16 protein-coding genes, 1 tRNA gene and 1 pseudogene are annotated in these 24735 nt (G+C 62.6%); 7 read left to right on the plus strand and 11 right to left on the minus strand.

Annotated elements, in window-relative coordinates; all coding sequences use genetic code 11:
• The first annotated feature begins 27 nt into the window (after positions 1-27).
• Positions 28-1394 (plus strand): annotated as a pseudogene (mgtE, locus tag X771_RS01000000165095) (magnesium transporter).
• Between the two features lie 73 nt (positions 1395-1467).
• Here mgtE and gor read toward each other — a convergent pair.
• The 3 genes from gor to rpiA all read right to left on the minus strand — a co-directional run bounded on the left by gor (position 1468) and on the right by rpiA (position 4319).
• Positions 1468-2859, minus strand: coding sequence for a glutathione-disulfide reductase (gene gor, locus X771_RS149015; RefSeq protein WP_023668978.1), 1392 nt, complete (start codon positions 2857-2859; stop codon positions 1468-1470).
• Positions 2860-2983: 124 nt separating this feature from the next.
• Positions 2984-3601, minus strand: a complete 618-nt coding sequence (locus X771_RS149010; protein WP_023668979.1) for a DUF2059 domain-containing protein — start codon at positions 3599-3601, stop codon at positions 2984-2986.
• Positions 3588-4319: a ribose-5-phosphate isomerase RpiA gene (rpiA, locus tag X771_RS149005; protein WP_023668980.1), complete on the minus strand. Its 732-nt coding sequence runs from the start codon at positions 4317-4319 to the stop codon at positions 3588-3590. The genes X771_RS149010 and rpiA overlap by 14 nt, the downstream gene beginning before the upstream one ends.
• 155 nt (positions 4320-4474) lie before the next feature.
• Here rpiA and X771_RS149000 point away from each other — a divergent pair, with 155 nt between their 5' ends.
• Together X771_RS149000 and X771_RS148995 are read left to right on the plus strand one after the other, a co-directional pair.
• Positions 4475-5158 carry a phosphoglycolate phosphatase gene (locus tag X771_RS149000; RefSeq protein ID WP_023668981.1) on the plus strand — a complete coding sequence of 228 codons (684 nt, stop codon included), beginning with the start codon at positions 4475-4477 and terminating at the stop codon, positions 5156-5158.
• A 127-nt stretch (positions 5159-5285) separates the two neighbouring features.
• Positions 5286-5360, plus strand: a tRNA-Val gene (locus tag X771_RS148995).
• 38 nt (positions 5361-5398) lie between these two features.
• Here X771_RS148995 and X771_RS0134220 read toward each other — a convergent pair.
• The 5 genes from X771_RS0134220 to X771_RS1000000165915 all read right to left on the minus strand — a co-directional run bounded on the left by X771_RS0134220 (position 5399) and on the right by X771_RS1000000165915 (position 13055).
• Complete coding sequence (locus tag X771_RS0134220; RefSeq protein ID WP_023668982.1) at positions 5399-5671, minus strand: hypothetical protein; 273 nt, start codon at positions 5669-5671, stop codon at positions 5399-5401.
• Between the two features lie 111 nt (positions 5672-5782).
• Entirely contained in the window at positions 5783-8452 is a 2670-nt protein-coding gene (locus X771_RS148990; protein WP_023688491.1) for a DNA/RNA non-specific endonuclease, read from the minus strand.
• Complete coding sequence (locus X771_RS148985; RefSeq protein WP_155921533.1) at positions 8449-9579, minus strand: hypothetical protein; 1131 nt, start codon at positions 9577-9579, stop codon at positions 8449-8451. The genes X771_RS148990 and X771_RS148985 overlap by 4 nt, the downstream gene beginning before the upstream one ends.
• A 304-nt stretch (positions 9580-9883) precedes the next feature.
• Positions 9884-10867 carry a trypsin-like peptidase domain-containing protein gene (locus X771_RS148980; RefSeq protein WP_023688493.1) on the minus strand — a complete coding sequence of 328 codons (984 nt, stop codon included), beginning with the start codon at positions 10865-10867 and terminating at the stop codon, positions 9884-9886.
• Positions 10868-10883: 16 nt separating this feature from the next.
• Positions 10884-13055 (minus strand): DNA/RNA non-specific endonuclease, encoded by a 2172-nt coding sequence (locus X771_RS1000000165915; protein WP_156935999.1) that lies wholly within the window; start codon positions 13053-13055, stop codon positions 10884-10886.
• A 603-nt stretch (positions 13056-13658) separates the two neighbouring features.
• Here X771_RS1000000165915 and X771_RS148975 point away from each other — a divergent pair.
• Positions 13659-14345, plus strand: a complete 687-nt coding sequence (locus tag X771_RS148975; protein ID WP_023682508.1) for a Crp/Fnr family transcriptional regulator — start codon at positions 13659-13661, stop codon at positions 14343-14345.
• A 7-nt stretch (positions 14346-14352) separates the two neighbouring features.
• Here the strand turns inward: X771_RS148975 and X771_RS148970 are convergent, their stop codons facing one another.
• Both X771_RS148970 and X771_RS148965 read right to left on the minus strand, forming a co-directional pair.
• Positions 14353-18675 (minus strand): cytochrome P450, encoded by a 4323-nt coding sequence (locus tag X771_RS148970; protein ID WP_023688495.1) that lies wholly within the window; start codon positions 18673-18675, stop codon positions 14353-14355.
• A 129-nt stretch (positions 18676-18804) separates the two neighbouring features.
• Positions 18805-20577, minus strand: a complete 1773-nt coding sequence (locus tag X771_RS148965) for an adenylate/guanylate cyclase domain-containing protein (RefSeq protein ID WP_023688496.1) — start codon at positions 20575-20577, stop codon at positions 18805-18807.
• Between the two features lie 357 nt (positions 20578-20934).
• Between X771_RS148965 and X771_RS148960 the strand changes: the two genes are divergently transcribed.
• The 3 genes from X771_RS148960 (at position 20935) to X771_RS148950 (ending at position 22577) form a co-directional block, all read left to right on the plus strand.
• Positions 20935-21192 carry a PepSY domain-containing protein gene (locus X771_RS148960; protein ID WP_023668990.1) on the plus strand — a complete coding sequence of 86 codons (258 nt, stop codon included), beginning with the start codon at positions 20935-20937 and terminating at the stop codon, positions 21190-21192.
• A gap of 82 nt (positions 21193-21274) precedes the next feature.
• Positions 21275-22015 (plus strand): lysozyme inhibitor LprI family protein, encoded by a 741-nt coding sequence (locus X771_RS148955; RefSeq protein WP_031202737.1) that lies wholly within the window; start codon positions 21275-21277, stop codon positions 22013-22015.
• Between the two features lie 91 nt (positions 22016-22106).
• Positions 22107-22577: a hypothetical protein gene (locus X771_RS148950; protein WP_023668992.1), complete on the plus strand. Its 471-nt coding sequence runs from the start codon at positions 22107-22109 to the stop codon at positions 22575-22577.
• A gap of 97 nt (positions 22578-22674) precedes the next feature.
• Here the strand turns inward: X771_RS148950 and X771_RS148945 are convergent, their stop codons facing one another.
• Positions 22675-24555 carry a murein L,D-transpeptidase gene (locus X771_RS148945; RefSeq protein ID WP_023688498.1) on the minus strand — a complete coding sequence of 627 codons (1881 nt, stop codon included), beginning with the start codon at positions 24553-24555 and terminating at the stop codon, positions 22675-22677.
• Positions 24556-24735 lie beyond the last annotated feature (180 nt).

Below are 24735 nucleotides of genomic sequence, written 5' to 3' on the forward strand. Positions count from 1 at the left end.
GTCCCGCCGGACGGCAAGGAGTGAGCCATGAACGAATTTACCCCCGTCGTAGCAAGCGACGATGCCGTCGCTATCGCGCGTATCCTTGCCAATGATCACGTCGCCGATGTCGTCGAGGCCCTGAACCGGGAATCTCGCGATACCGCGATAGAACTGCTTTGCGAAATGCCGTTCGAGCGGCTGGTCGAGATCTTCGACCAGCCTGAACTCGACGGCGCCTCCGATCTGGCCGAGGCGCTGCCGCGCGCCAAAGCGTGCAAGCTCCTGACCGCCATGTCGGTCGACCGCGCCGCCGATATCCTGCGCGAACTGGACGAACCGGCGAGCTCCGAGCTGCTCGGCGGGTTGGTCCCGCCGCTGCGGGCAACGCTGCTTTCCATTCTCGGCTATCCCGAAGGCAGCGCCGCCTCGATCATGACGACCGAATTCGTCAGCGTGCCGTCGGACTGGTCCGTCGGGCGCACGCTCGACTACATCCGCAAGGTGGAGCGGACGCGGGAGACCGTCTACGCCATCTACATCGTCGATCCAGACACGCATGTGCTGGTGCGCTCGACCGGCCTGCGCCGGCTGATCACCGGCGAGCCGGACGATCCGATCCTGTCGGTGGCGCCGGATCGCGCCCCGGTGACGGTGACGCCGCTGACCGATCGCGAGACACTGGCGCAGACGATCTCCAAATATGACCTGCTCGCGGTTCCCGTCGTCGACCACGGCAAGATCCTCGGCATCGTCACCATCGACGACATCATCGACATCATGATCGAGGAGACGACCGAGGACGCGCACCGTTTCGGCGGCATGGAGGCGCTCGACGAGCCCTACATGAAGATGAGCTTTCTCGCGATGATCAAGAAGCGCGGCGGCTGGCTGTGCGCGCTGTTCATCTCGGAGATGCTGACCGCCAACGCCATGCAAAGCTATGAAGGCGAACTGGAGAAGGCGATCGTGCTCACTCTGTTCATTCCGCTGATCATGAGCTCGGGCGGCAATTCCGGTTCGCAGGCGACCTCGCTCGTCATTCGCGCGCTGGCGCTGCGCGAGATCGGCCTTCGTGACTGGTGGCGGGTGGCGTTGCGCGAATTGCCAACCGGCCTGGTACTCGGCGCCATGCTTGGCGTGGTCGGCATCTGCCGCATCGCGCTCTGGCAATATATGGGCTTCTACGATTATGGGCCGCATTGGCCGCTGATCGCGGCGACCGTGGGGCAGCCCTTGTCGGTATCGTCACCTTCGGCTCGCTGTCGGGGTCGATGCTGCCGTTCGCGCTGAAACGGATCGGCTTCGATCCGGCGAGCGCCTCGGCGCCGTTCGTCGCCACGCTGGTCGATGTCACCGGCCTGGTGATCTATTTCTCGGTGGCGCTGGTCATCCTGCGCGGCACTTTGTTGTAATAAGCTTCAGGCCTCCCATCGCGGTGGCACAGCGGCTGCCATGGGGGGTTCTTCAAGATCGAGCGCGCGGGCGTCAATCGACCCGCACGCCGTTCTTCACGCGGTAGGTGGGCTTGTACATGGTGACCAGTTCCTCCGCTGCCGTCGGGTGGACGGCCATGGTGCGGTCGAAATCATCCTTGGTGACGCCGGCCTTCAGCGGAATGCCGAGCAACTGCGCCATCTCGCCGGCGTCCGGCCCGAGGATGTGCGCGCCGAGCACTTTTCGCGTGGCGCCATCGACCACCAGCTTCGTCAGCATCTTTTCGTCGCGGCCCGACAGCGTGTGCCGCATCGGCCGGAATGTGGCGCGGTAGATTTCGATATCGGAGTAGCGCTTGACGGCATCGTCCTCGGACAGCCCGACGGTGCCGATCTCCGGCTGTGAGAAGACGGCGGTCGGAATGGTGTCGTGGTCGGGCGCGGTCGGATTGCCCTTGAATGCGGTCTCGATGAAGCACATGGCTTCGTGGATCGCCACAGGCGTCAACTGCACGCGGTTGGTGACGTCGCCGATCGCCCAGATGTTGTCGATGTTGGTGCGGGAATACTGGTCGACAACGATGGCGCCGGTTATGCCGAGCTCGATACCGACGCCTTCCAGGCCCATATTCTCGGTGTTTGGGAGGCGGCCGATGGCGAGCATGACCTGGTCGATCGTCAGCACCTTGCCGCCGGTGACCAACGCATCCAGCCTGCCGTCCGGCCGTTTGCGGACCCATTCCGACACGGCGTGGCAGAGGATCTTGATCCCCTTCTTTTCCATGGTTTCGTGCAGCATGTGCCGCAGGTCCATGTCGAAGCGCGACAATATCTCCTTGCCGCGATAGACCAGCGTGGTGTCGACGCCCAAGCCATGGAAGATATTGGCGAATTCGACGGCGATGTAGCCTCCGCCCTCGATCATGATCGCCTTCGGCAGTTGCTTGAGGTCGAAAACCTCATTGGAAAAGATGCAATGCTCGTGACCGGGCAGCGCCGGGTGCGGCGCCGGCCGGCCGCCGGTGGCGATCAGGATCTGGTCGGCGGTGACGGTGCGGTCATCGCCCAGGAGATGCACGACATGCGGGTCGACCAGCATGGCGCGCGAGTGGAACGTCTCGCCGCCGGCGCCTTTCACGTTCTTTTCGTAGATCGCTTCCAGACGGGCAATCTCGCGGTCCTTGTTGGCGACCAGCGTCGGCCAGTCGAAGCTCGCCTCCGGCACCGTCCAGCCATAGCCGGCGGCGTCGGCAAAATGCTCGGGAAATTGCGAGGCATAGACATAGAGTTTTTTCGGCACGCAGCCACGGATGACGCAGGTGCCGCCATAGCGGTATTCCTCCGCGATGCCGACACGTTTGCCGATCGCTGCCGCTACGCGCGCCGCCCGAACCCCGCCGGAGCCGCCGCCGATGACGAAGAGATCGTAGTCGTAGCCGGCCATGCTGCTGTTCCTTGCCCCAAGAAATGTTTGAGACAGGTAGGCTGCATGAAGCCAAAAGAAAAGCCCGGTTTCCACCGGGCTTTCTGGTCCAGCGGCAAGGATGCCGGTGGCGAAATCAGACGTCTTAGTTCTTCGGCGCTTCCGGCTGGTCACCGTCTGCGGGCGCATCGCCGTCGGCAGGTGCAGCGCCATCGGCGGGGGCAGTTGCGTTATCCGGCGCAGGCGCGGCCGGAGCAGCGGCCTTCGCGGCGGCTGCCAGCGTTTCGCCGACCTGCTGGGCGAGATCGCGCGCCAGGCCGTTCTGCCAGATGTCGGCGGCTTTGACCAGTTCGCGCGTCACGTTGGGGCCGTTGTCGAGCAGCTTCTTGCCGGCATCGGAATTGTAGAAGGCGGCGATGTCGGTGAGATCCTTCTCGGAGAACACCTTGGCATAGGCGAGCGCTGCTTCCTTCTCCAGATCGGCACGGCGCGAGGCCAGCGCCAGTGCCTTTTCGCTGACGGTCTTGCCGATCAGCTCCTGCATATCAGGGTTCTTCTGGATGAGCTGCTGCTCGAGCGAGGCCGCCGCTTGCGGCAGGATGTTGTCGAACGAGTCGGTCGCGTGGATTGCCGTGACCGCCGCCCGTGCCGCCTTCAGATGCGATTCCGTGATCTCCTGCGAGAACGCCGGGGAAGAGAAGGCGAAAACGGCCGAAGCCGCCAGAACGGCGCAAAGATTGCGAACCCGGTTATGCAACATCATGATCGGTAGAACTCCCTGGTTTTCGGGCGGCATGGACTGTTTGGATGCCGTCGCCGCCGGCGATGATGGCCGCTGACGCCAGCCCGATGAAAAGACCATGCTCGACCACACCAGGAATGGCATGGAGAGCATTAGAAAGCGCTCTTGTATCCGGAATGCGGCCAAAAGATGCATCGAGGATAAAATGGCCGCCGTCTGTAACAAAAGGCTGGCCCCCCGTCATCCTCAATGTAACCGGGCCGGAAAGGCCGAGACTTTTGGCCGCTGCCGCGACCGCGATTTCGGTCGCGCACAGGCCGAATTGGTTGACTTCGATCGGCAAGGGAAACCGGCCAAGGGTGTCGACCATCTTCGAGCGATCGGCAATGACGATCATGCGCTGAGATGCCGCCGCGACGATCTTCTCGCGCAGCAGCGCGCCGCCGCCGCCCTTGATCAGTGTCAGCGCCGCGTCGATCTCGTCGGCGCCGTCGACGGTAAGGTCGAGCTCGGGCGTTTCCTCAAGCGTCGACAGCGGCACGCCAAGTTCGCGGCAAAGGGCTGCGGTGCGCTCCGACGTCGGCACGCCGATGACGGTCAAGCCCGCGGCGATCTTTTCGGCCAGCAGCCGCACGAATTCGTCGGCCGTCGTCCCGGTGCCGATGCCGATGCGCATGCCGTCGCTGACATGGGCAAGGGCTGCCCGCGCGGCCTCGACTTTCAACTGCCTCGCATCCATGCTCGCCCCAGGGGTTTGGCTTGGTTCTGATTTTTCTGGATGCGCGCTCCTAGCACTTTTGCCCGCAGGGTCAAAGACTTTGGCTCGCACCGGCTTGCCTGAAAGAAGCGCAGCCGCTATCGCCTGCCTGCAATGCATCAGCCACAGGACAGGCCATGACCCAACCGATCATCGTGTTCGACCTCGACGGGACGCTGATCGACACGGCGCCGGATCTGCTCGACAGCCTCAACCACAGCCTTGCCGCCAGCGAGCTTGCCGCTGTCGACGAGGCCGGCTTCCGGCGTTTTGTCGGCCAGGGCGGACGGGTGATGATCGAGCGCGCGCATACCGCGCAGCAGAAATCGCTGGCGGTGGAGGAGCACGACAGGCTGCTGAAGGTGTTCCTCGACCACTACACACTCAACATCCCCGGCAAGTCGCGCCCCTACCCCGGTGTCGTCGAAGCCATCGCCCGCTTCGAGAAGGCCGGCTATCTGCTCGCCATCTGCACCAACAAATATGAGGCGAATTCGAAAGCGCTGATCGAGGCGCTCGGCCTGACAAAGCATTTCGCCGCGATCGCCGGCCAGGACACGTTTGCCTTCCGCAAGCCCGACCCGCGCCATCTGACCGAGACCATCCGGCTCGCCGGCGGCGATCCGCATCATGCGCTGATGGTCGGCGATTCGCACATCGACATCGACACCGCCAAGGCCGCCGGCATTCCGGTCGTCGCCGTCGATTTCGGCTACACCGACCGCCATGTCAGGGAATTCGAGCCATCGGCGGTGATTTCGCATTTCGACGCGCTGACGCTCGACCTGGCGGAACGGCTGATTGCAGCGGCGGCCGGCTGAGCGAAACGGGGATTCCGCGGCAGCGCCTGTCCTCGGCTATTTCAGGCACAGAAGGCCGGCGCATCTCCTTGACTTCACGACCCTGCCTCCCTTATATCGCGGCTCGCTTGGCCTTCGGGCAACGAGCGGGCGATTAGCTCAGCGGGAGAGCACACCCTTCACACGGGTGGGGTCGCAGGTTCAATCCCTGCATCGCCCACCATTTTCTTTCCCGGAACAGCACACTCCAAGCCAGCACTCCTAGCAGCTGCAACTCGCCCCTTCCCCACCAAAATTCTTCTGCGCAAAGTTCAACGCGCTTGAGTAGCTCGTGTAGCTCTGGAACTGGCATACATCGGATCCGTTCCGCACCTTCATCTGCTCGAGATCCCAGAACGAAACCTCGATGTGATCGTTGGCGCAGTAGACCGTGTATTTTTCAGGCTCCAGCGCGTTGGCTTTCTGCAGCGGCATGGAGACGGCTGGAATGCAAAACGCGGAAAGTGCAAGCATGACGGCGTGACGCGTGCGCATGTAAAAACCTCTGGAGTGAGAACAGCCCGTATTTGTCGCGACGATAGTGAGCGGCGCATCGCGGCTTTTTTACGCGCCCTTGTCTTCGCCCCGCTCGGGCCTTCAGTGTTTCTATATGCTGGTCCATATCTCCAATGTGTTGGCCTTGATGATCGGCACCGCACGGGCTGTCACCAGTCGGCCAGCGGCAACCGTGAGGTCGGCGGCCAGCAGTTCGGCGGCGCCACGGTCGGCGTCGTTGTAGGGGTTGTAGCGAACTTCGTTCTTGCCGGCGGCAGCGGCGACACGTTCTTCGCCAGGGTTTGGAATGCCCCAGCCCAAGGCCCGCATTTTTGCGGAAAGCGCCCCGGCGTCCTCGCGCGCCATGCCGGCGAACTGGACGTAAACCGTCTGTGGGCTCTGCTGGATACGCAGCCGGTCCTTCAGCGTGTTGAGTGCGTTGCGATCCTGCTCACCGATAACAGTCTGGCCGTCGGCTGCCGAAAGGGCGAGATCGGCAACCGCCCGGCGCGCGCCGGCAAACACAGCCAGCCAGTCCGGGCGTTCCCACAATTCAGGCGGTACCCCAAGCAGGGTCTCAAGCACGTTGCGGCGCCCCGCCGGTGTCAGCCCGCTTATGCTTTGCAGGCCGGCCATCTCGACGAGAGCCGCGACGATCTTCTGCCGTTCGACCACCGGAAGGTCTGCGTCTTCGAGGACGGCAATCAGGTCACCGCGCAGTGCATCATTTGCGCCGTCGAGCAGCTTGACGCGAGCCGCCAGTTCGTCGGCCGCGGTTCCATTGGGGCCGCGGTTCTTCAGTGAATCCGTCCATTCGATGAGAGGGTCGAAATTGAGGCTCGTGAGCCTTTCAAGCTCGGCAACCGGGAGCCGATACTGCTCGACGTTGAACGCCCCCGTAGCGTCGGCTGGAATGAAGAACGCATCGACCTCAAATTCCGGCTCCCTCACCTCTCCCTTCACGGCCGCCGACACCGAGGACACCGCGAGCTTCCAATAGGCATAAGGGACCGGCACGCCGTCGACCGGCTGGTCCGCGGGCCGGAAGACAGGACCACTGAAGATGGTCACCCGATTGGCGAGCGGATTGTGCTGCGAGCGAACCCAGTTTTCGAGCGGCACCCATCGGCTGCCGTAGAAAGTACGCGGCTGCGGCATCGTGTTTGGCAGGAAAGAGGCATACTGCGCCAGCTTGAGCGCCGCCGTTGCCGGATCGCCGGCGAACTCCGGACCCCAGGCGATGTCGCTGGCACTTGCAAATCGCGCCGCCAGCCAAGGCCGGTCCGCGCGAAAGTACCAGTTGGGACGAGGCTGGTAGTCGACCGACAATCGGCTGTCGGGTTTCAGTCTGCTGGCGGTGAATTGCAGCGGCAACCTCTGCGACCGATCCAGGTTGACGGCCGAATAGATGGCCATGCGATGAGTTCGGCACATGACCAGCGAGTAGTTGATGTAATCAAGCGGCGGCGCCACGGCGTCGTTGGCCAGGTCGTCGGTTATCCTGGGCAAGCCGATCGTGGCCCCTATGAAATCGACCTTGTATCCCGAAAGAACGTTAGGCTGTTTGTCTATGTCTTTGCCAAGCAGCGGTTCAAGCGCGGCGCGCAGCGGCGCCGGCAATTGGTCGAGCGCGACCTCGCCGCTTTTGACCTGCCCGGCCAGCTCGACCAGCACCCCCTGTCGCAAATCGGGCGCCAACTTGTCCAGGGACACGCTGCCGAGTTTGAGCTGTTCGACCACAAGCAAGATCGCGGATCGCAAAGTGGCCTGCGTGGCTTGCTGCTCGGCCAGCGTCTTGGCGGCGTCTTCCGCCTTCTTCTCGGCAACGGCAAGTGCAGCCTCGGCTCGCTGGCGTGCGTCTTCCGTCTTTTCAAGGGCGGTGGAAAGCTTTCCATTGAGCTTTGCGACCTCACTCGCCGTCGTCTCGGCATCCTTGCGCGCGTCAACAGCGTCATTTCTCTGGACGTAGGCGAAATAGGTGGTTGCCCCAAGGATCGCGGCCAGGATGGCAAACAGCGCGATCAATATATTCTTGCTGCGATCGCGCTGCTTCTGGCTGTCGGTCTCCGCCTTGGCGCTCGCCTCGACGAACTCGGCGATGTCCGGCCCCTGCGGCAGCTCCGCCGCCTCCTTCAGCGCTTCGCCGCGCAGGAGATAGCCGGGATAGCCGGTGTTCTTCCATTGCCGCGCCTGGGCGGCCACGCGAATGCGAAAGCGCTCGGTCAGCTCGTCCGAACTCAGTTCGTCGTCGGATGCGAAGCCGTCGCCGGATTCGGCACCGTCTTTGGTCGCGACGGCCATTGATTCAGGAACGGCGATGGCGACCGTTCCTGAATCGTTGATTTCACGCGATGCCGATTCGGAGTCAACCGCGACGGCAATTGGCTCTGTTGTTTCGAGCCCACCGCCACCTGCGAAAGACGCGAGCCGCACCGGGCTGACGTCGGCTGAGGTGATGCCCGGCCGCGTGACCAGTTCGGCGGACCAATAATCGAGTATGCGCTGCGCCGCGCGCCGGTCGGATTCCCGCGCGATGGTGCTGCCGGCGCGCCGTGCCTTGGCCAGGAAGTCGCGGATGGCCTGCGCATCGGGGGCCGTGTTGTCGATGCTGGCTTCCGTCGTCTCGGCGCCGGCCTTGTCGCTGCGGCTCATCGATGGGTCGACGGCTTCATTGCTGCTGGCGATGCGCATCAGCTCGAGATGTGCGATCCGGATGTCGCTCAGCGAAATAAAATCGGCCGGAGTTTCGGTCTCCGTGCCTGTCGCAAGTTCATCGCTCATGGCCCCAGGTCCTCAATGATCTTGTGCAAAGGCGTGCTGACGCGGACGATCGAGGCGCATTCCGTTTTCAGCGCCAGATCGACCTGGACGAAGCGTTGCTGGGCCTCGTCCCGATAGGCTTCGAAGGCAAGGATGAAGGCGGTATCGACGGTCTCGCGCGATAGCTGGTCGTTGACGTCGGTGGAGTAGTCGACGAGCGTCGCCCGCCACGCTCCAGTGGGGTCGAGGTCGGCAAGAACCTTGACCTTCACTTCCAGGTTTCGCCACAGCGGCGAAAACTGGAACGGCAGCGACTTGTCCGCCGCAGCGCCCCCTTCTATCGGCTCGATCATGTCGGTAAGGCTGGCCAGCTTGTTGTCGATGTCCTGCCATAGCTTGTGCTCGACGACGCGCGCATAGATGGTCGAGGACAGCACCATGATCGCGTCATGCGCGGCCTTGATCAAGGGCACGGACGGCTCTTCTGCAGGAAGTTTGCCGGCTATCGTATCTAGACCGGTGGCCAAAAGTCCGAAGGGCAGGTTCTTTGCCGTGACGAAAATCTGCTGGTTGAGCCGCGACGGCACGACGCGCAGCACGGTGCGCACGTCAAACAGCGCGTCGTAGGCGTCCGGAGACTTGTTATCGATGGCAGCCTGCAACTTGATCGCAGCCGCCTTGAGGTCGTCGAGCCAGGCCTGCTCGATATCGTGAAGCGCCGGCCCCGCCGGCAGTTCCATGACCGACTCTCCGATAGAGACACAGAAGAGCTTCAATATTTTGAGGAAATTGCGCATGACGCGGACCTGCTCCAGGTCGGCCCCCATGTCGCGGGCGGCGACCAGCAGGTTCTGGAAGCTGCCGATGCCGTATTGAAAACTCTGCAGATGGTCATGCAGGTCCTTGTAGGTCTTGAGGACATCGATCTGGCTGGTGACATTGGTGAGGCCGTTGTCGGCGGCAAGCGTGGCCTGAATGTCCTTGGACTGCTGGTTGACGGCGTTGAAGCCTGCGAGCGCGGTGTTGACCCGATCGTCGGTCGTCATGCCGGGCAACTCGGCCGTCGGTTTCTGGCCCGCGGCGAGTTCGTCCAGATAGGCCTTGAACCGGGCCGCGCACTGCGGATTTTGCGCCACGACGGCAGTCATAAGCGCCTGCGACAGTTTATTGGTCAACGCATAGTCAAGGATGTTGAACCAGACTGTAAGCGCCGCCCCCTGGAGGTTGATGGCGCCAGCGACGATTCCAGCGTCCTTGGTTACCTGCAACCAATCGGGAGGCAATGGGTAGAGATCAGCCAGTTGAAGCCTGAGGTCGAAATAGGCGCTGATCTCTGAACTCCCTGGTGTTTGGTGTCTGGCGTTATAAACCGTCACATCCGAAAAATTTTACATGCCGTAGTCCCAAATCGCCGCGCATCGAGCTGCGCCATCGGTCTGCATAGCTCACCATCTACACAGGCTTGGCCGCGAGGTCCTGGATGATGGTGTCGATCGCAATGCCCTCGTTGCGATAATATGTGCTTTTGGTAGGCGCGTTGGGCTCGGTGAGCCAGCCTCCGCTGTGATGCAGCGCAATCAGGTTCCAGTCGGTGTCGAAGACCGGCGAGCCCGACGAACCCGGCAGTGTGTCGGTCAGATACTGGACGCGGCCGCCGCCGACGAAGGCCACGACATTGGCGACGAACGAAATCTGTTTCTGCGCACCGCCGGGATGCTGGATGATGTTGACATGATCGCCGGCCTTGACGGTCATGGGTTTCAATTCCAACTCGCCCCATTTGGAGGCATCGCCCTTGATGCGGACGGCGGACCAATCATTGTCCTTGGAGGTACGAAGAGGCACGGCGGTGTCGATGTCGAACTGGTCGAGCGGCGCGTCGAGCCCGGCAACGGTGCGCTGATAGTTGAACTGGACCACCGTGCCCGCCAATGAAGCGCCGTCAGGCAAGACATGGTTGTTGGTGATCAGTATCCCGCCGGTGGTCATGAAGCCGGTGCCGGAGCTGCCATCCGCACGCTTGATGCGCACCACCGATCTTGCCCTGACAAGGCCGAGTTCGAGATAGCTGATCGGCACCAGCGTGCTCTTGTCGCCAAGGATTTTTTCGAGCTGGGCCGGCGCCGTCGCGCCGCTCCAATTGGCGGTCGCGGGGCCTTCGACCGGCGGCGGCGGGGCGTGCTGCTTTGCCTGCAGCAGTGCCTGGTCGCCGGGATTCTCATCGAGTGCAAAGGCGACGAGGTCGTCGGCCCTGGTCTCCTGCTTTGCGCGCTGGACAATCGCAAACCAGTTGTTGATCGCCTTGTTGTCAAAGGCGATCTGGGCCGTCGAAAGACCGACACCTTTGGCAACACGCACGCCGTCGCCGATCATCGGGTAAAGGTTGGCGAGGATGCGGTTGAGACTGTTCAGTTCGGATTGCGTCCATTCGGTCATGGGATTCCCTCCGACCCTAAGCCTTCTTCTTCCGCTTGCGTGATCCCGCGCGCATCGCAATTTCGGTGCCGCGAACCGTTTCGTACTGGTCGGCGTCGATCAACGATTGGTCGAAGGTGATGCCGGTCATTTCGGAGATTTCGGTCAGCGGGTACATGGCGCCGATGAATTCTTCGGAGACCGTGAACTCCAGTTCCGTGTCCGACAGATCCTGTTCGAGCACGAAGCCGTAGCTGGCGATGCCGTCACTGACGCGGGCGACCACCACCTTCCAGAAGCGGCGCGGCACCGGCGCGCGGAGACTGGTGCCTTTGGGACCCTTGCCGGCAAAGGTCCGGTCGTCTTTGGCGAGGACCGGCCCGGCGAAGACGCACAGCCGCTCGCTGGCCGCCTCCGACAGGACGTGGTTCTCAAGATCGCCCCAGTTCTTCTCGCCGCTGTCGGAGCGGTTGTAGCCTTCGACCTGGGGCGAGCAGTTGGTGACATGGAAGGAGCAGACATTGCCCCTGAGCAGCAGCTCGAAGGTGCTGCCCCAGGCTACGTCATCGCGCCTGACGATATGACCCTTGTCGAAGGCGCCCTGATCCTGGGTGTAGAAGACGTCGGGGATCTGGTACTTGTCGTCGAGCCGCAGATCCGGGAACCAGCGCTCGCTGAACAGGCCGCCGCGCGAATAGTTGCGGCCCTTTTCCGGCTCGCGCAGATTGCTCTCCTCGGTTACGTTGGAGGCGGTGAACAGCGCAAGCCGCCGCTTGGCGTGCATCTTGAGCGAAAAATTCTGGTAGTCGAGTTGCGTGCCGCCGGCCTTGAGCGGCGCCAGCACGGAGAGGTCGGTGGCCTCAGGCATGGGCACAACGACCGGCGCGAGTTTAGTGCCGCCAGAGAGAAATTTCTCGTCGTAGCCCTTATAGCCGGCATAGTCCGCGACCGTTTTGGGAACGAATGCGCCGCCTGGAGGGGTCGACTTGGCCGCTTCGAGCTCGACCGATTCCGTGACCGCTTCATGGGCAGGCGTTGCGCCGAGCGAGACGGTGATGCGCAACGGCACTTCGAAGGTGACGCTGCCGCCTGGCGAAACGACGACGCCTGCCGATGAAGGCGTCTGGGTGGCGACGCCCGGGATCTGCTTGACGCCGCCGGCTTCAACCAGGTTTACGCCCTCGGCCGGCGACCCACTGTCCGCCTTGTTCCACCATGCGCCCCAATCGTTGGGGCCGCCGCTGGCGGCGCCGGCGAAATTGAGGCCGAGGTCGACGACACGCTGGTCCTTGGCCAGCGCGCCGGTCGGCACGGCGTAGTTACGCTCGAGATAGCGGCCGGCGAAATGCAGCGCCACGACCTCGCCGGTGGCGAGGTTGATCATGGCGGTGCCGGAGTTGCCGCCAGTGGTCGAGCAATCATGTGTCGCCGCGCTGACGATCTTGCCGAAACTCTCCGTATCGAAGCCGCCCTGCAGCATGCCCGGTTGCAGGCGCTTGACCTGGAAACGATTGCGCATGAGCTCGTTCTGGACATCGACCGCGTTGCGATTGTCGAACGCGGGATAGCCGATGGCGACGACTTCCTGGCGCAGCATATCGCGCGCGTCGGCGACCGCGAGCGACAGCGGCGTGATGTTGTCGGGCAGGCCTTCGACTTCGAGGATCGCCATGTCCCAATAGGGATGGATCATCCGGACATTGCGGATCTTGAAGACGTTTCCCGCCGCCGAATCGCGCTTGAAGTCGATGCCGGCGGCGCGGCCGTTGATGAATTGCAGATTGCGGTCGCCAAGGCCGTCCGCAAATATCTGCGCCACATGACGATTGGTCATCAACAGGTTGCGGCCGACGACGAAGCCCGTGCCGCCGTAAGGGATATTGGTGTTCCACAACAGTTCGATACGCCCGATCGCCGGCAGGGCGGCTTCGATGCGCTGCTTCAATGCGGCCTCGCTGGTAAGCTTCGTCCACAGCGAATGGCCAGGTGTCGGAGCGCCGTCGAAAGTCAGCGTCGTAAAGGTGCCATCCTTGATGTCATAGACCGGCCGCAACTCCGGGATGATTATGGCTTCCAGATCGGAAAGCTGCTCGGGCGCGACTTCGGCGCCCCGCGCGAGGCTCTCCATGCCAGCGCGCGCCGATTCAAACGCCGCCTCCGTCTTGCCGGCTTCCGCAGGCGCAAGGGATTCCAGAGCGCCGCCTGCCATCGTCTCCACGTTGCCGAGGACCGATTCAGTCTCCTCGCCCCCGGTGACGAGATCGAGATNGTTCAGACGTGTGCTCTTCCGATCTTGACCGGCATAGTCGCCCCCAAAGGTTCTGTCGAAGTAAATGACTGTATTGCCCCATTTTAGACCGGCGCAATTCTGATTGGCAGGCAAGGAAACAAATCAACTCGCGTCGAAGATGACCGGAGTGCAACGTCGGCATGTCTCTTTGCCGCAGTCGCTCGCGCGGTGTATGACGCTCGCATTATTTCAGCGATGCCGTATGTGATCTCCGTCACAGACGCTCACGCTGTTTGCGCCCAGCTATCGCAACAGGCGGAAAGGCCATTGCGGCCGCTCGGTTTTACAGAAATTTTATCACCTAACCATTTTAATCAGTTGGCGCCTGCACGCGCGGCTCCTCCCGCCGCGCGTGCAGACGGCTTTCCGCCCGGCACGAGCCAGGCACTGGGCGCGACCACTGCGCCAAGCCTTTACAAGGCGTAATCGCAAGGAATGAACGCCGGCCTTTGACGCGGTGCACTCTTGCCTTAGACTTCGGCCCTTAAACTTCGCCGATTGCGGCAATTGGGAATTTGGAACATGGCTTTTGGCGGCCCCAACGACAGAAACGATCTGCCGCGCCTGGCACGCATCGATCCAAAGCTGTTCGATATCCTGTTCAGCGGCTGCAAGGTCGAGCGCTACGCCGCCGGCCAGCATCTATTCGTTCAGGAAGATGCCGCCGACCGGATCTACGGGGTCATGAGCGGCACGGTGGAAATCTCGATCTATTCGCCCGGCGGGCAGAAGCTGGTGGCCAATATCGAGCTGTCGCGCAGCCTCGTCGGCGAGATCGGCGCGCTTGACGGGCGGCCACGCACCGCCACCGCCATCTGCCTGACCGCTTGCGAGCTGGTTTCGCTCAGCAGGACACAACTATTTGATCGCATTGAGAAAAATCCACCGCTGGCACGCGCGATGATCGAACTTCTGTGCGCCCGGCTGCGCTGGGTCAGCGGCGAACTCGGCGACCAGGCCTTCTTCGGCATCGAGGCGAGGCTCGCCAAACGCCTGGTCTTCCTGGCCAAGGTGATGGCCGACAGCGCCGGCTGGATTCCGATCTCGCAATCGGAACTCGGAGAGTTCCTCGGCGCCACGCGCGAGTCCGTCAACAAGACGCTCAACGACTGGCGCAACCGCTCGTTCATTGCCATCAAACGCGGCGGCCTGCGCATCACCGACACCGGGGCGCTGCGCCATATCGCCGAATCGCAGGACGACGACTGACGCCGAATCAGAGCCGCGAAATCAGATATCGCAGCGCCGAGCGGCTGGGCATGAAGAAGTATCCACCACCCTTGGTGGTGACGAATTGCGGCATGTCACGGAGCGTCGTGACCTTTTCCCATGACGGAATGGTGAACCTGCCATCACCGCTGCGCGAACCAATCGTCGGGTCCTTTTCAGCGACGAGGCCCTGGAACGTGGCCGACGAAACCCAGGTCTGCTGAATGAATTCGTACTGGCGCTCTATGTCGGCATTGAGGCACATGAACAGCAGCCCTTTTTCGACCTTGCCATCCTTGCCGTCCTGCTTCTCATAGGTACGGCCGACCCGCAGGATACGATGGCGCTTGCCGATATTGATCTGCGTATCGCGGTCCTCACCCAGCGAGTCGCGTGGGTTGGAACGGCGAATGTGGGCACCAAGCGGGCAGCGATGGCCTTGCGGATCCTCGGCGCCAGCGGCGAAGTTGTTGTCGATGACGCGTCCCGGATGATCGGGGTTGCGCACCAGCGAGCTACCGTTCTGCCAGCGGCCGAGCATCTTGGCGGCAATCCAGTCTTGCGTGATGGCTTGGTTGCCGAGTTGGCTCGCGACCAAGGCTGCAGCCTTTTTGCAGTAGTTGTTGAAGACGTCGACGTGCTGCTCGAACTGGCGAATAACCAGGAATGAACCGTTGCGCCCGAAATCGCGCGGCGGTGGCGGCAGGCCCGGAATCAGCCGGCTACGGCGCACCTGCGAAAGGATTCCAGTCCGATCGCGTGATGCGCTTACCGAGGGCGAGGCTGGATAGAACCCATGCTCATCACGATAGCCGAACAGGAACTCGCCGGGCGCGACCAGATGCATGGGCGCGGCGCCCCTGCTGGCGCGGGTCGTGCCCCGGACAATCGGCTGCGAAATCCCGTCCGCGAAACCGAAATGCTCGTAGGCTGGCCCACGTTCCGACCGATCGTCACGCTTTGCCCCGTCGGACGATTTCGTCTTCGTGTCGGTCGGACCCCGGTTTACGGCGAGCGGCAGTTCGGCGACGACCTTCATGCCTGCACCGGTCGTCTTTCGTCTCACGGTGGCAATCTCGGTCTTCAACCGTCCCGGGTCTTCAGCATAGCAGACGATGACCAGGTCCACAGGGTTCTCCAACGACCCCCACTCCCATTCGTCCGGGCCGTCGCGGCCTCGGTCGTCCAGTATGCGCCCACGCTCGGGGTTGCCCATGCCATGGCGAAAGGCGATCGGAAATGTTTCCAGTGGATCGCCCTCCACACCCTCGTCGAGCCCAAACTGCCGCAGGCCACCGGGACCAAAGGCGACTATCATAGCGCGCCCGGCGGGCCTGCCTTCGCCGAAACTCGTCTGCCCGACAACGAAATCGAGCCAGGCTCTGCGCTTGGGCGCCGGCAACTTGTCCGGCACCCGGATCGCAAGCATATGCGAATAAGCGAGCGGGCCGAGCGGGCCGAAGAAGATGGACTGGATCTCGCCGGTTTCCAGCTGCTGCTCGAGAGGCGCCGGAAAGGCAGAGCTGATATTGGCCAGCAGCGAAGTGGTCTTTTGAACGGTGGTTGTTTCGCTCGCCGGGCGCCGTAGGGAACCGAACAAGCTCAGCCAGTCGCGCGCCTCGTTGCCGACGGCGGAAGCAATGCCGCGCCTGACCCGGGAATTGATCCGGATGCGCTCTGTGTTGATTTGGGGATAGGCGGAGTACCAGAACAGGGTCGGCACCTGCTGGCGCCGCGCCCAGCGCTTGAAACGATCGCCGTCGCGCGCGCCGTCCAGGAACAGCCATCGTGTGCGTGGATAGCCCACGGTGTTGCTCCACACGCCGGTCAGGCCGGCGGACGCCTTGGCGATGAAGTCCTCAAGATAGCTTTCCCAGCTGCCGCCGTAGTTGGAGAAGAACATCAATCGGTTGGAGCCGGGCAGCAGTATCCAGCGGGCGAAATGGATGGTGTTGATGGTGTTGAGGAAGCCTGGCTTGAATACCTTCTGGGCAGCTATCGAGATCAGGTAGAAAGAAAACCTGAGCGCCAGCCGCCGCAGAATGCCGGCCTTCATCGTCGAAATCGCAGTCAGATGGTTTTGTGCCGCGTGGCCCTCCTTGACGAGTATCGCGTTCAATTCAGATATGCCGATCGATGTGCTTTCCGGCCGATCCCTGTCCTCGCGGCGTCGCAGCGCCAGCAAGCACGAAAACGCCAGCAGCGCCGCTGCCACCAACACTCCAAGTCCCGACAACAGAAGTGAGGTGATTGCTACGGCTATGGCGGTGAAGGAGATTTCCTGGGAACTGATGTCGATAGATCTGCCGAACACCACACTGTAGGTCATGTACCAGCAAGCAGCCCAGATGATCGCCACCGTGACGAAGACCGGTGGTACCAGCAACGTCGTCATCAGGGCACGGCCCCAATGACCCGGCGGCTTTTCCAGCAGGCTCTCGGCCGGCTCGAACGCCCAGGCAAACGTCCCTAATGACTGGACATGCTGGCGAACTTCAGCGAGCACGGCAGGAGCGTTGCCGGCGCCCTTGCGTGGCCGCTCGACGATGTCGCGCACGGCTTCGAAAAGCTGCTGCTCGGCCTTGATACGCTGGACCGAGTGCCCCGGCGTGCCCGAAAACACCAGTCCGGCATTGCTGCCGAAGGACGGCGATATGTCGACATTGTGCTTGCGCAGGAAATCGTTCAATGCGCCGCCATCGCGCAGATCGCAGACATCCTTGAAGATCGGCCGCAGCCGGTGCCCGATGGCGTGCGTGACCGCATCGATGACATCGTCGATGCTGCCGTCACCGGAAATCTCGAGAACCAGAGCTCCTTTTTCCTGACCGGAATCAGCGCCGATCTCGTCGGTGCCGATCACGGTCAGGCTGGTGAAGTGGACGGTGCCGGCAATGTCGAGCGCGGTGCGGATATCTTCGACGGCCGGGTTGCCGAGGCTGGCAACCTTGTCGCGGACAGCATCCAGCGACGCGGATCGGGTGACCGGGCAGACCACCGTCACCATGGACTGCTTTACGGTGCGGCAGAGTTCTGCCCGTTCGAAATCGACCTTGAGGGTTTCGGGATAGGCGCCGATGCGGGTCATCCGCCCGGCCTTGCCGGGCATGCGGCGCACGCCCTGCTTCTGGAACAGGGCGCGCAGGCTTTCGCCGATCTGGATCCTGGCAATCTCGGCGCCGATGCACTGATGAATGCCGTGGCCGAACACCATGTAGTCGCGATGCGGGCGCGATGTGTCGAACTGGTCCGGGTTCTGCACGGCGTCGGCATCGAACATCGCCGACAGCGTCGCCGGCATCACCACCGTGCCGGCCTTCACCAGGCGCTCGCGGCGCGTACCCTTGCCGATGATCGCGTCGCGGGCCGTGTAGCGCCAGGGGCCAACCCAGATCGGCTTGAAGCGCATGGCTTCAAGGACGGCCCTGTCGAGCTTGGCGGTATCGTTTTCGGCCAATGCGGCATCGATAGCCTGCCGTGCGTCGGGCCGCGACAGGATCACGTCGAGGCAATTGCCGGCGGCCAGCACATTGGTCGGGACGAAGCCGGCGATCATGCCCAGCATGATCGAATTGAGGTCGTCCCGCGACAGGCGGCCCTGATCCATCTGGACAACCAGCCTCGCCAGCGGTTGCTCGGCCTTCAAGCCCCGGTCCCTAGCCGACTGGATGGAGCGATCGATGACTTTGAGAAGACGGTCGCCCGCCACCACTGCGAGTTCGCGCATGACGGGGCTCGCCGTCGGGTCCGAAAAGAACAGCGCACTCAGCGCGATCGCCCAGTCGGCGAATTCGGATTCATCGTCCATCTCGACGCCGAAATAATCGCGGCAGATGTGCACCGGGACGATCTTCATCAACCTGGAGATGGCATCGAAGCCGGGGCTGGCGCGCGTCATGATCTCTTGCGAATGACGCGCCGCGATCGGCCTGACGGCGGCTTCGACCTCGGCCGGCGGGAATGCACTCAGCACCGACGATTTCATGCGCCGGTAGTCGGCGCCGTCCTGCATGCCGAGGATGAAGTTCGATCCGCGGGCAAGCTCGGTCATTTCCGGGCCGTATGGGGTCTGGAATTCGTCGCCGCGCTCCAATATGTCGCGGACATCGGCGTTCTTGGTGATCACGAGAACACCGAAGAGCTTGCCGGTCGGCCGGAAACGCCGCAACAAGGAAAGCGCCCAGCGGGGGTCTTCGGCCAGAGACCCGACGATGCGCGCAATCAGCCCTGTCTTGCGGATCCGGCCGAGATCGAACGGCGGCATTTCCGACAGCGGGCGCTGGTTTTTCTGGGCCACGCGAATAGCGTCGAAATACTTCAGTTCGGTCATGCGCGTTCAAGCCCCCCGGCTATCCACGTTATTGCGATGCCGGCCGTTCAACGCCTAGGTTTGCATCGGTTGCACGTATGTGAATCTTTTCACAGTTGGTCCATGTTCCAGCCAGCATTGACGCCATGTTCATTTGGCCAGACGGAAATTGGCGACGAGGAACTCGTTCGCGGCCTTGTCGGTGAACGGTATCCAGCGCACACGCTGTTCTGAAAAATCGGGATGCCGGGTGGTGAAAATGGTCATCTCGCGCCGCGCCTGTTCCGGCCGGCCGCTTCGCATCAGCGCGCCGATCTTCAGGAACCTGGAATAGAAATAGCCGGGAGACAGGTTGAGCGAGCGGTCAGCGGCAGCGATCGCCGCCGGCCAGTTCTCGACCAAACAATAGGCCGCCGTCAGTTCCCCCAGATTGTGGAAGCGGTAGAGGTCGAACGGGCTCAATCGCTCGGTATCGAGAAAGAACGGTATCGCGGTCGCGGCATTGCCGAGCAGCAGCTGGGCGCTGCCCATGGCCGAGCGCGCGAAGGCAAAGCTCGGATTGATGTGGATCGCTTCCTCGAGATGGTCGACGGCCGACCGCGGTTCGCCGCGCATGATGTCGACGGCGCCGAGATGGGCGTGCGGGCGCGCATCCAGGCTGTCCACCAGCAACGCCTTGCGGGCAAACTGCTCGACCTTGTTCAAATCGTCGCTGTCGCCGAAACGCAGCCATGCCCGCCAGAAATACCACCACGCCAGTTCGTTGAGCACGGCGCTCGAGTTGGCGTCCTCGCGGTAGGCCTTCTGGAAGAACTCGAGTGCGGTTTCGGTGTCGCCGCGGGTGCGCCGGTTCATGTGCCAGCGGCCCCGTCGCACCAGTTGCCAGGTCTCCAGGCTTTCCCAGGGAACCTGGAAGGTGCGTGCCTGTTCCGCCCGGTCGACCTCCTTGTCGAGGATCGAAACGATCTCAGCGCCGATCTGGTCGCGCAGGTTGAAGATGTCGACCAGATCGCGATCGAAGCGCTGCGACCACACCAGCCGCCCGTTGGACGCGTCGGCCAGCGAGGTGTTGAGGCGGATCTGGCCACCATTGCGCATCAGCGTGCCGCTGACGATGTAGCGCGCGCCGAGCGCGTTGCCGATCACCCGGGTGCCCAGCGTGTCGTCGCGGAACTGGAAGCTGGAGCCCTTGGCGATGACCGAGAGCCATCTGGTGTTGGATAGACCATAGATGATGTCCTCGGCGATGCCGTCGGCCATGTAGCCGATGTCATGCTCGCCGCCATCGGCGTGGAAGGGCAGGACGGCGATCGCCGGCGGCCCCTTGGACGACAGCTTCTGCTGCGCATTGGCCTGGGGAATGGCCGCGAACGACGCCGCCGGCGAGGATCCGTTGCCGCTGCGGCCGGCGATCAGAACGCGCACCGGCAAGGCGATGTTCTTCAGCATGAATTCGCCGAGATCGGTGAATTCGGCCGCCGTCTTGTCCTTCACATGGTGCCAGGTCGTCTCCGAAACGGCGAGACCGTCGCCCGGCGCGAATTCCTGGATTCTCGCCGCGATGTTGACGTCGTCGCCGTAGAGGCGGCCACCACGCACGATGACGTCGCCGGTGTTGATGCCGGCGCGAAACGGCATGCGCATATCGTCGGCAACCTCGGCGTTGAGGGCGACGATGCGGCCCTGGAAATCAAAGGCCGCGCGCAACGCCTCGATCGGATTGCCGAACTCGGCCATGATGCTGTCGCCGGCGTCGCCGAACGTGCGGCCGCCAAATGTGCCACAGCTGTCGGCGATGATGTCGCGCCGTTCCTCGAATGCCGCGACAGCAGACTCGTCGTCGATGCCCATCAGCCGCGAGAACCCGACGGCATCGATAGAAATGATTGTCGCCAGCTGACGGGTGTAGTTCCGTACAGCCATGTTCGAGCCCCCGCTCCCTTTCTGGTTCTGGTCCAGCACAGGCGACGACCCGTTCCTGAAACACTTCGCCGCGCGCTGAGAGATGAAGATTCCGGCGGGGTTGGCGCGCCATGCCACCCCGCCAGGACCAGAAGTCTAGCAGGGTCTTTGGCAAAGCTCTACCACCATCGGGTTGTCCAGCGCGGGCCGTGGCAGCACTCATGGTTGGCCGGCGGTTGGCGCAAATATGGGCGTGCCGTCGCTCTGAGCGCCGCGATCCAGGGCTTCACGGAACCTGCGCGACGTCACATCTCGGAACAAACTGTGCTGCCTGCGAGTTTCCGGTGCGGTTCATACCAACGTGAAATGAGGGTAATCATGCGAAATCTTGTTCTGGCGACCGGTGTCGTCGTTCTTCTGGCCGGCTCAACGGCCTTTGCCGCGGATGACAGCCCGCTGCCGCCGACGAATGCCCAGAAACTGTCGGCAATCATCGCCAAGGTCGAGCAGCGCGATGGCTTTCGCTATGTGAAGGAGGTCGACTGGGACAAGGACGGCTACACCGTCACCTATTACACCGCCGACAAGGCGAAAGTCGAAATCACCTTCGATCCCGTGACCGCCGAACCGAAATAGCGCCGATGCCGCACCGCTTCGGCAATTCCGTCCGCCGCGTTTTCGCCTAGAATGGTGGCAGTTGTCGGACAACGGGGCGACCATGCTTTCTTCCAATCGAATTGCCAACGCGCTTGCGCTTGTCGTTGCACTGGCTGGCGGGGCGGTCTGCCTTGGTCCAGCGCGTGCCGACGGGCCGTCCTTCGACTGCCGCAAAGCCAGCCTGCCGGTGGAAAAGGCGATCTGTGCCGACCCGCAACTGTCGGCAATTGATGCCTTGGTCGCCAAGGCCTTTACGGGTTTCGAGCCAGCCTTTGGCCGCGACAAGCGCAAGATCGCCCGTGCGCTCATCACTGACAGGAACGCCTGCGGGCAGGATGCCGCCTGCATCGTCAGCGCCCAGAACAATGCGCTGCAGACCTACGGCAATGCGCCGTCCTGGGTGCAGGATTACAACATCGCCCTGATCGGCAAGAAGGCGCTCGACACCGCAGCCCGCCATCCAGGCAGCCCCGACCAGCCCCTGCCCTCGTCGATCGGGCAATGCGCCTTCACCCACATCACGGCGCTGACTACGCGGCTTGGCGACGACCCGCTGGAAACGGCCAGTCCTGAAGCCGGCAGTGTGACGCGGTTCAGCAATGGCGGCGCCGGGGTTTCCTACGAGCGGGAGCCTGGCCTTGCCAGTTCGAAAGCCGGCGATCCTGTCGTCATGTGCCTGATATCGATCCCGAGGGATTGTCCGCAGGGCGACGAGCGCGGGCGGGTCTATTACGGCGTCGACCTCACGATAAAAGGCACATGGATTTTGCCGGATTCGCAACATCTATGCGGCGGCGCCTGAAGATTTGCCGCAAAGCACTGCTGGATGCACTCTTGCGCCGATCCGCCTTTGATGGCTGAGTGCGCGTAACAGTTGCAGGGCACGGGGGTGCATGGCCATGGTTAAGCATGTTTTGAAGCGCATCCTGATGATGCTTGCCGGCTATTTCGTTTCGGTGCTGATCGGATTGTTCGCGGTCGTGGCGATATATTGCGCACTCGCCGTATTGCCCAACGCGCCGGACTATTTCGGCGCCATGCAATTTTCGCCCATTGTCGTGCTGCTGTGGCCGCCGCTCGGCATGGTCGTCTATTTCTTGACGATCGTGCTGACCGGCCTGCAGACGCTGATCTTCGCGCTGCTCGCCGAATTCTTTGCCCTGCGCAATTTCCTGGTGCACATGCTGTTTGGCGCCGCTGCCGCTGCAGCCGGCTTTTTCCTGGTCTGGCCGGCCGCGGAAGAGGATGCCGGACGCTGGGCCGATATCGGCATCATCGCCGCCGCCGGCCTCGTAGCCGGTCTGGTCTATTGGCTGATCGCGGGCCGCGACGCCGGCTTCCGGCGTCCGCTCATCCAGCGCTGATCGCAGGAAACGGGCGACCGTCCATCGGCCAAAAATCTAATAAAACCAGAGAGACAAAGTGAGTTCCTCGTTCGTTGAACGAGGAACTCCGCTGGTTTCAGCTCGTCGGCGAGCGCACCGCTTCAGTCGCTTCCAGCGCCTGCATCAGCCGCGTGTCGCGGTCGTAGACATCGTTGAAATATTCGACTTTGCCGGACAGGTCCGGCCAGGCAGTGAAGTAGGAGACATAGACGGGAATCGTGCGTGTCACGTCTTCGCTGGCATGGCCGTGCTTGAGCTTTTCGGCGATGTCGTCGACCGAGACGCCGAGCACCGCCGCCGCCATCCCACGTGGATCCTGAAGGCGAATACAGCCATGGCTGAGCGCCCGCATATCGCGCTGGAAGAAGGATTTTTGCGGCGTGTCGTGCATGTAGATGGCGTGCTTGTTGGGGAACAGGATCTTCAGTTCGCCCAGCGCATTGGCTTCGCTCGGCTGCTGGCGCACGCTGTAGGGAATGTTGGCGCCGTAGGCGCCCCAATTGACCGAGGAAGAGGGAACCCGCCTGCCGCGCGAGTCGGTCACCTCGTAGCCGGCACGGTCGAGATAGCCCGGATCGCCACGCAGCCTTGGCAGCATCTCGTTGACGATGATCGACTGCGGCACGCCCCAATAGGGATGGAAATCGACCTGCTTGATCTCCTTGAAGAAGAAGGCGGTCTGGTTGGTGGTCCGGCCGATGACGACGCGGGTCTTCAGCTTCTCCTCGCCATTGTCGATATAGCTGGCGGTGAAGGCGGGCTGGTTGATGAACACCCGCGGGCTGCCGAGATCGGACGGCATCCAGCGCAATTCTTCCAGCGCGACCTGCACCTTCTGCAGCCTGTCGGCCTTGGACGTGCCGGCGAGCGAGGCGACGGTGCGCGGGCCGATGACCCCATCGCCCTTCATGCCGGCCTTCACCTGCACGGCCTTGATGATCGGAACCAGTTCGGGAACATAGACATCGCTGGTGCCGAGACGAGACAGGATCTCGCCATAGGCGCCGCCCATCTCGTCGTCGAGATTGCGCGCGATCAGCGTCAGCAGCTTCGGCAGTTCGGCGCTGGTCTCGCCGGGCTTCAGCAACAGCTTGGGATCGACGACGATTTCGTTTTCGGCGCTCGCCTGCAGCGATTCAAGTTCGACGCGCAGCGCCTGATATTCCGCGTTCTGCGGGTGCCGCGATTCGAGGTAGGTGCGCACTTCCTGGGTGTGGGCCAGCGTCTTGAGCGCGCCTTCCATGTCGACCGGCTTCGGCGGAAATTCATAGTAGCCGGTGATGCGATTGGGATCGACGCGCCCGCTCTGGGCGTCACGGGCATAGCGCAGTACGCGCGCCGACAGCGCCATCTCGAAGCGGACGAGTTCCTTCAGATGGGCGTCGGCATCGACTGCCGATGCGTTGGCTGCCGGCACCTCGACCGTGTAGTCGGCCGACGTGAGACCATAGCTTGCGGCTTCGCCAAGCACCCGCACCGCATCCTGGGCGCGGGCATTGGGATTGCCCTCGTTCACCCAGATGAAATCAGGATTGGCAGAGTAATAGGCAATCAGTGCCTTGGCGATATCGGGCTCGGCATAGAGTTCATAGTCGCTGAGGCCTGCAACGGCTTCGCGGAAGGCGGTGCTGGTCGCCGACGGAACAAAGGCGGCGTCTTCAGCTGTTGCCACCTGGGGAGGTGCTGCCACCAATGCGGTAAAGTCGACGCGCACCAGCCGGTCGGCCTTGTAGGTGTAGTAGGACGGGCTGCTGATCCTGGTGCCGCCACCGCCCGATACGGCGGGCTTCGGCTTGCGCTTCGGGGGCGGCGGGAATTCGCCTTGCGGCCTGTGCTTGACGCCACCGCCGAACAGCATGTCGAACAGGCCTTGCGCGCTTGCCTGCGGCACACCGAAGGCCAGTGCTGCCGCCACTGCAAGCGGCATCACGGTGGCTTTATTTCCGAGGAATTTCATTAATCACCCGCTCCGGCTGCAAGCCGGCTCCCGTTCCGCGCCGCTAGACGATCTTGCCAACCGCATGGCGGATGTAAGGCGCTACTATACCGATTCATACCGATTTCGTTAAGCTTCCATAAATTTCCGCAGGCCTGTTGCAGAACGGTTTCACAACATCGTGACGTCTGGAGCGGCGTT

It is taken from the genome of Mesorhizobium sp. LSJC269B00 (assembly GCF_000502815.1).
Taxonomy (GTDB): Bacteria; Pseudomonadota; Alphaproteobacteria; order Rhizobiales; family Rhizobiaceae; genus Mesorhizobium.

Excerpts from the sequence above, each read along its gene's own strand:
- X771_RS148945 (WP_023688498.1), bottom strand. The coding sequence starts at position 24,555 with ATGAAATTCCTCGGAAATAAAGCCACCGTGATGCCGCTTGCAGTGGCG.
- X771_RS148970 (WP_023688495.1), bottom strand. The coding sequence starts at position 18,675 with ATGACCGAACTGAAGTATTTCGACGCTATTCGCGTGGCCCAGAAAAAC.
- gor (WP_023668978.1), bottom strand. The coding sequence starts at position 2,859 with ATGGCCGGCTACGACTACGATCTCTTCGTCATCGGCGGCGGCTCCGGC.
- X771_RS1000000165915 (WP_156935999.1), bottom strand. The coding sequence starts at position 13,055 with ATGGCAGGCGGCGCTCTGGAATCCCTTGCGCCTGCGGAAGCCGGCAAG.
- X771_RS148980 (WP_023688493.1), bottom strand. The coding sequence starts at position 10,867 with ATGACCGAATGGACGCAATCCGAACTGAACAGTCTCAACCGCATCCTC.
- X771_RS149010 (WP_023668979.1), bottom strand. The coding sequence starts at position 3,601 with ATGATGTTGCATAACCGGGTTCGCAATCTTTGCGCCGTTCTGGCGGCT.
- X771_RS148985 (WP_155921533.1), bottom strand. The coding sequence starts at position 9,579 with ATGACTGCCGTCGTGGCGCAAAATCCGCAGTGCGCGGCCCGGTTCAAG.
- X771_RS148950 (WP_023668992.1), top strand. The coding sequence starts at position 22,107 with ATGGCCATGGTTAAGCATGTTTTGAAGCGCATCCTGATGATGCTTGCC.
- rpiA (WP_023668980.1), bottom strand. The coding sequence starts at position 4,319 with ATGGATGCGAGGCAGTTGAAAGTCGAGGCCGCGCGGGCAGCCCTTGCC.
- X771_RS148965 (WP_023688496.1), bottom strand. The coding sequence starts at position 20,577 with ATGGCTGTACGGAACTACACCCGTCAGCTGGCGACAATCATTTCTATC.
- X771_RS148955 (WP_031202737.1), top strand. The coding sequence starts at position 21,275 with ATGCTTTCTTCCAATCGAATTGCCAACGCGCTTGCGCTTGTCGTTGCA.
- X771_RS149000 (WP_023668981.1), top strand. The coding sequence starts at position 4,475 with ATGACCCAACCGATCATCGTGTTCGACCTCGACGGGACGCTGATCGAC.
- X771_RS148990 (WP_023688491.1), bottom strand. The coding sequence starts at position 8,452 with ATGAGCGATGAACTTGCGACAGGCACGGAGACCGAAACTCCGGCCGAT.
- X771_RS148960 (WP_023668990.1), top strand. The coding sequence starts at position 20,935 with ATGCGAAATCTTGTTCTGGCGACCGGTGTCGTCGTTCTTCTGGCCGGC.
- X771_RS0134220 (WP_023668982.1), bottom strand. The coding sequence starts at position 5,671 with ATGCGCACGCGTCACGCCGTCATGCTTGCACTTTCCGCGTTTTGCATT.
- X771_RS148975 (WP_023682508.1), top strand. The coding sequence starts at position 13,659 with ATGGCTTTTGGCGGCCCCAACGACAGAAACGATCTGCCGCGCCTGGCA.